Source organism: Stenotrophomonas testudinis (assembly GCF_024499815.1).
Lineage (GTDB): Bacteria > Pseudomonadota > Gammaproteobacteria > Xanthomonadales > Xanthomonadaceae > Stenotrophomonas.
Genome location: NZ_JAMOKY010000072.1, coordinates 1 through 5,120, shown reverse-complemented (window position 1 = coordinate 5,120; position 5,120 = coordinate 1). Strand labels below are relative to the sequence as shown.

The 5,120-nt window shown below is 70.4% G+C and carries 5 protein-coding genes; all 5 read right to left on the bottom strand.

The annotated features are described in order from the left end of the window. Window positions 1-162: 162 nt before the first annotated feature. Window positions 163-1,767: a sulfite reductase subunit alpha gene (locus tag NQ204_RS19490; protein WP_256644696.1), complete on the bottom strand. Its 1,605-nt coding sequence runs from the start codon at window positions 1,765-1,767 to the stop codon at window positions 163-165. Continuing rightward, on the bottom strand, window positions 1,764-2,735 hold the full coding sequence (locus tag NQ204_RS19485; protein ID WP_256644695.1) for an FAD:protein FMN transferase: 972 nt from the start codon (window positions 2,733-2,735) through the stop codon (window positions 1,764-1,766). Before NQ204_RS19485 ends, NQ204_RS19490 begins: the two co-directional genes overlap by 4 nt. A gap of 51 nt (window positions 2,736-2,786) precedes the next feature. After that, entirely contained in the window at window positions 2,787-3,590 is an 804-nt protein-coding gene (locus NQ204_RS19480; protein ID WP_256644694.1) for a DUF4198 domain-containing protein, read from the bottom strand. 121 nt (window positions 3,591-3,711) lie between these two features. Then, window positions 3,712-4,230, bottom strand: a complete 519-nt coding sequence (locus NQ204_RS19475) for a DUF2271 domain-containing protein (protein ID WP_256644693.1) — start codon at window positions 4,228-4,230, stop codon at window positions 3,712-3,714. Between the two features lie 29 nt (window positions 4,231-4,259). Further along, the gene (locus NQ204_RS19470; protein WP_256644692.1) at window positions 4,260-4,898 is read right to left on the bottom strand and encodes a PepSY-associated TM helix domain-containing protein; all 639 of its coding nucleotides are present in this window, start codon (window positions 4,896-4,898) and stop codon (window positions 4,260-4,262) included. Between the last annotated feature and the right edge of the window lie 222 nt (window positions 4,899-5,120).

Sequence of the window (5,120 nt, the reverse complement as noted above, 5' to 3'; positions counted from 1 at the left end):
AAGTTCTAGAGAACCGGGGCGGCGGGGGGGGGGGGGGGGGGGGGGGGGGGGGGGGGGCGCCCCCCCAAACCCCCGGGGGGGGGGGGGGGGCCCCCCCGGGGGGGCGGGGGGCGCCCCCCCCCCCCCCCCCCCCCCCCCCCCCCCCCCCCCCCGATCGGTGGGTCAATACACGTCGCGCCGGTAACGACCGGCCAGCAGCAGCGCTTCCTTGCCGTCGGCGCCGAGCACCTGCTCGATCACCGCGTCCACCGCCGGGGCCATGCCCTGCAGGCTGCCGCAGACCAGGATCGTGGCGCCTTCCTCCACCCACTGCCGCAGCGTCGTGGCCTCGGCCAGCAGGCGGTCCTGCACGTAACGGTGCGCGCCGCCATCACGGCTGAACACCGCATCCAGCCGTGCCAGCGTGCCGTCGGACAGCATCGCCTGCAGCTCGTCGCCGAAATGGAAATCGTGTGCGGCCGAGCGTTCGCCGAACAGCAGCCAGGTGCGTCGCGCGCCCGTGCGGGCGCGCTCGTGCAGGTGCGCCCGCAGGCCGGCGATGCCGGTACCGTTGCCGATCAGCAGCAGCGGCACCTCGGCGGCCACGCCGTGGAAATTCTGGTTGCGGCGCAGGCGCAGCTGCACCGGTTCGTGCAGCACGGCGTGGTCGCACAGCCAGCCACTGCCGATGCCGGGCGTGCCGTCGGCGCGCAGCTGGCGGCGCAGCAGCAGTTCCAGCGCGCCATCGGCCATCACCGAGGCAATCGAATACTCGCGGTGCGGCAGCGGCTGCAGTGCAGCCAGCAGCCCGGGCAGGTCGCCGGGCGCCACCAGGCTGGGCAGGTGCGAGCGCACGACGCGATCCAGCAGGGGGCGGCCATCGTCCAGCGGCAGCTCCGGATTGAAGTCGCGTTCGCGCAGCCAGTCGCGCGTGCTGGCCGCGGCGTGCTGCGGGCCGATTTCGGCGATATCGCCGGCCTGCCACTGCGCATCGCTGCCGGCCGGTGGCTGCAGGCGCAACCAGTACACCGGCCCGCCGAGGCTGCCGGGGTTGAGGTGTTCGCGCTGCAGCAGCGGCCACGGCTGGTAGTCGGCCGGGCTCCAGTCGGGCAGTTCGCTGGCGCCGCCGCCGATCTGCCCCAGCAGCTGCTGCCAGTGGCGCAGCGCTGCAGGATCGGCGTTGTCGACTTCGATTGCATCGAACATCGGGTGCGCGCCGTGCTGGCGCAGCCAGTCGTCGAGCTGGTGGCCGAACGCACAGAAGTGGCCATAGCTGCGGTCGCCCAGCGCGAGCACGCCGAACTGCAGGTGGCCCAGCGTGGGCGAGGTGCTCATCACCCGGCGCAGGAAGGGCAGGGCGTGGTCGGGGGCATCGCCTTCGCCGGTGGTGCTGGCGATGAACAGTGCACGCTGGCTCTGCGCCAGCAGTGCGGCGTCGACTTCGTGCAGGCCGCGCGCGCGCACCGGCAGGCTGGCGGCGCGCAAAGCCTCGGCGCTGCGTTCGGCCAGTTCGCGGGCGAAGCCGGTCTGGCTGGACCACACCAGCAGCAGCGGTGTGACATCACCGCGGGCGGCGTCATCGCGCGGGCGGCCGCGCCACCACAGTACGGTGCAGGCCAGCGCGTACAGCGCCGTCGCCAGCAGCGCGCCCTGCCAATGCCGCGCAGGCGGTGCGCCCTGCCACCAGGTTTCGCCCAGGTGCAGGCGCAGCAGTGCGTAGCCGGCCACGGCCAGCAGCACCATCACGATCAGGTTGCCGAGTACGGCGCGCGACGGCCGGGGGCTCATGCGGCCTGCTCGTCGAGCAGGCGCTGGAAGGCGCTGCTGAGGGTTTCGCGCGGGCCATCGATGGCCCGTTCCAGGTAGCGTGCAGCCAGGCCTTCGCGCTCGGCGAGGGCCAGGCCCTGTTCGCGGCCGAGGACGGTCAGCGCCGTGGCCCAGGCATCGGCATGCATCGCATCGTCGGCCACCACGGTGACGGCGGCGGCGACCTGGCGCACCGGCATGCCGCTGCGCGGGTCCAGGCTGTGGCTGTAGGCCTGGCCATCGGCCCGGTACTGGTGCCAGCGGTCGCCCGAGGTGGCCACGGCCTTGCCATCCAGTGCCAGCACGCGCGGCGGCGTGTCGGTGTGCGCGTCTTCTTCCGGTGCCGATTCCACCAGCACGCGCCACGGTTGCCCATCGGGCTTGCGGCCGTAGCCGGCCAGTTCGCCGCCCACTTCGATCAGCGCAGCGGTGATGCCCTGTGCGCGCAGCCAGGCGGCGACGTGGTCGACACCGAAGCCTTTCGCAATCGCAGAGAGATCCAGTTCCAGGCCGCCGGGTTGCAGCAGCGCATCATCGCGCCACTGCAGGTGCTGCCAGCCGCAGCGGGCGCGGGTGGCCTGCAGGGTGGCGGCGTCGGGCACGCGGCGCGGGCCGGCCTGTGCACCGAAGCCCCAGAGCGCGACCAGCGGGCCCAGGGTGGGATCGAAGGCGCCCTCACTGGCAGTGGCAATCGCCTGCGCGGCGGCCAGTACATGGCGGGTTTCGGCCGGCAGCAGGCACCATTGGCCCGCGTCGGCGCGGTTGTAGCGGCCCAGATCTGAGCCGGCTTCCCAGGTGCTCATCTGTGCGACCACCTCATCCAGGCGCGCCTGGATGCCGGCGTGCAGCGGGTGCAGGTCGCGCTGGCGAGGCGCCACCAGCGACACACTCCAGGTGGTGCCCATGGTGGTGCCGCCGAGGCGGGCGATGTCGAGCAGGGAATCGGTCATGGCGGGCGTTGCAGGCGCGATGCCGGGACGGGCCCGGCACCGCGGTCCACGTCATTGCGGCAGCACTTCCAGGGTGGCGACGTAGCTCAGGCGGCGCTTGGCGGCCTGCTTCACCGAGGTCTTGTTGTCTTCGGTGCCGGTTTCCAGCCAGTACATGCCGGCTTCCGGCCAGGTCACCTTGATCTCGCCCTTGGCGTCGCTGGTCAGCTTCAGCTCGTCCTGCGCGTTGCGGTAGCGGGTGGCGCCACGCACGATCTCGAATTCGAGGCCGGCGGTCGGCTTGCCATCCACCAGCACGCGGAAGGTGGCTTCCTCGCCGGCGAACAGATCGTTCGGATGGCCCACGGCCACCAGTTCGATGCCGCGGTTGGTCGGCTTCAGCGCGGTGTCGTTCGGCGCGCCGTTGGTGACAAAGGTTTCCACGCGGCCCACCGACTGGCTCACTTCAAGCTTCTTCGCATCCTTGGGCAGTTCGCCGAAGCTGGCGGCGGTGCCGCGCCAGCGCTTGCGCTCGCCGTTCTGCTCGTAGGTGGCGAACAGTCCGTCATTGACCGAGGCGATGCGGTAGGTGCCCTGCTGCTTCAGCTCGAGGTCGAACACGCTGCGGTACTTGCCGGTCGCCGCGTTCTGCGGCTGCACGCTGCTGCCGTCCGGGGCGGTGATGACCAGCGATTCCAGGCGCAGCGGCACGTGGTTGAAATAGAACAGGTCGTTGGAGACGGCGCCGTCGACGGTGATCCACGGCGCGTTGCCGGCGATGACGGTCTGCGAGGGCAGCAGCCAGGCCTTGTGGGCCAGGGCGGAGAACGGAAGGGCAGCGGCCAGGGCGGCGGCTAGGACGAGCGTGCGCTTCATGCGGAAGACTCCAGTTGGAAGGGGTCGGATCCCTTTCCAACGGAAAGGGCTCTGACCCCGAGGGATAGGGCGATGGGGTCAGAGCCCTTCCTGCGGAAGGGATCCGACCCCGGCCATGCAGTTACGGCTTGACGGCCAGAGTGACCTGGCCCAGTTCGGTGGCGCCCTGCGCCTTGCCGTTCTGCGCGGCGGTGGCCGGCCAGGTGAAGGGGATCTTCAGCAGTTCGCGGCCGCCGACTTCGCGCACGGCTTCCACCACCAGGGTGTAGCTGCCCGGGACCAGCTGCTTCAGCGCCGGCTGCTGGTCGGTGAAGGACAGCGCGTGCTTGCCGGCCGGGCGGGTCGGGCCGGTCACGCCATCCACCGGGACCTGCAGGGTGCGGCCGCTCTTGCGCCACCACTGGCGCAGGTCGGGCAGCCACTTGCTGCCATGGCCTTCGCTGTTGCCGGTCTGCTGGTACCAGACCGACAGGTTGGCGGCGACCTTCTGATCGGCGCCTTCCAGCCACACGGCCACATAGGGGCGGTGGTATTCGGCGACGTTGAGCTTGGGCACTTCGACGTTGATGTCGAGGGTGGCCGCATAGGCCGGCGAGGTGGCCAGCAGGCCGCTTAGGGCGATGGTGAGGGTGACGCGCATGGGGCGGCTCCGGAGGGAACGGATGGAAGTCAGTGGATCAGCAACAGGGCGATCAGCAGCGGGATCATCAGGCCCAGGCCCACCAGCGGCCAGGTCATGCGCCGCTGCCGCGCATGCAGGTGCAGCAGGAACAGGCCGGTGATGCAGAACACCAGGCAGGCCACCGCGAACAGGTCCAGGAACCAGCTCCACGCCGGGCCGGCATTGCGGCCCTTGTGCAGGTCGTTGAGGTAGGACACCACGCCGCGCGAGGTCGATTCGAATTCCACCGCACCGCTTTCGCGGTCGATGCTCAGCCAGGCGTCGCCGCCGGGGCGCGGCAGCGACAGGTAAACCTCTTCCGGCGACCATTCGGCGAGGCGCCCGCCGATGCCGATGTCCAGCTGCGCATCCAGCCATTGCCGGGCCGGCAGCGGAATCGGCGCGTTGCCTTCTTCGCGGTCACCCAGCGCGCCCAGCAGATCGGCCGGCAATTCCAGTTTCTGGTTCTGCACCTGCGGTTTGGCTTCGATCTTCGCCGCGTGGTTCAGGGTCAGGCCGGTGACCGCGAACAGCAGCATGCCGATCAGGCACACCGCCGAGCTGATCCAGTGCCACTGGTGCAGCGTACGCAGCCAGAAGCCACGGCTTTGTTGCTGCTGCACGGCGGAAGAGGCAGGACGGCTCACGGCGTTTTTCGGGGCGGGTGAAGACTCCCCATTACAGCATTAATGAGAATGGCTCGCAATTAGGTGTCGTTGTGTATCCCGTGCGCAGGAGCCCGGGTAGTGTCGGCCGCTGGCCGGCAAACCCCCCAATCCGGCCCCCGGGCGGCCCTAACCACGGCGCGGTCACAAATAAGCGGTGTAAGTGATACCTTAAATAACCCGCGGGTGGTTGGTCGGCTAGTT

Excerpts from the sequence above, each read along its gene's own strand:
- NQ204_RS19490 (WP_256644696.1), bottom strand. The coding sequence starts at position 1,767 with ATGAGCCCCCGGCCGTCGCGCGCCGTACTCGGCAACCTGATCGTGATG.
- NQ204_RS19485 (WP_256644695.1), bottom strand. The coding sequence starts at position 2,735 with ATGACCGATTCCCTGCTCGACATCGCCCGCCTCGGCGGCACCACCATG.
- NQ204_RS19480 (WP_256644694.1), bottom strand. The coding sequence starts at position 3,590 with ATGAAGCGCACGCTCGTCCTAGCCGCCGCCCTGGCCGCTGCCCTTCCG.
- NQ204_RS19475 (WP_256644693.1), bottom strand. The coding sequence starts at position 4,230 with ATGCGCGTCACCCTCACCATCGCCCTAAGCGGCCTGCTGGCCACCTCG.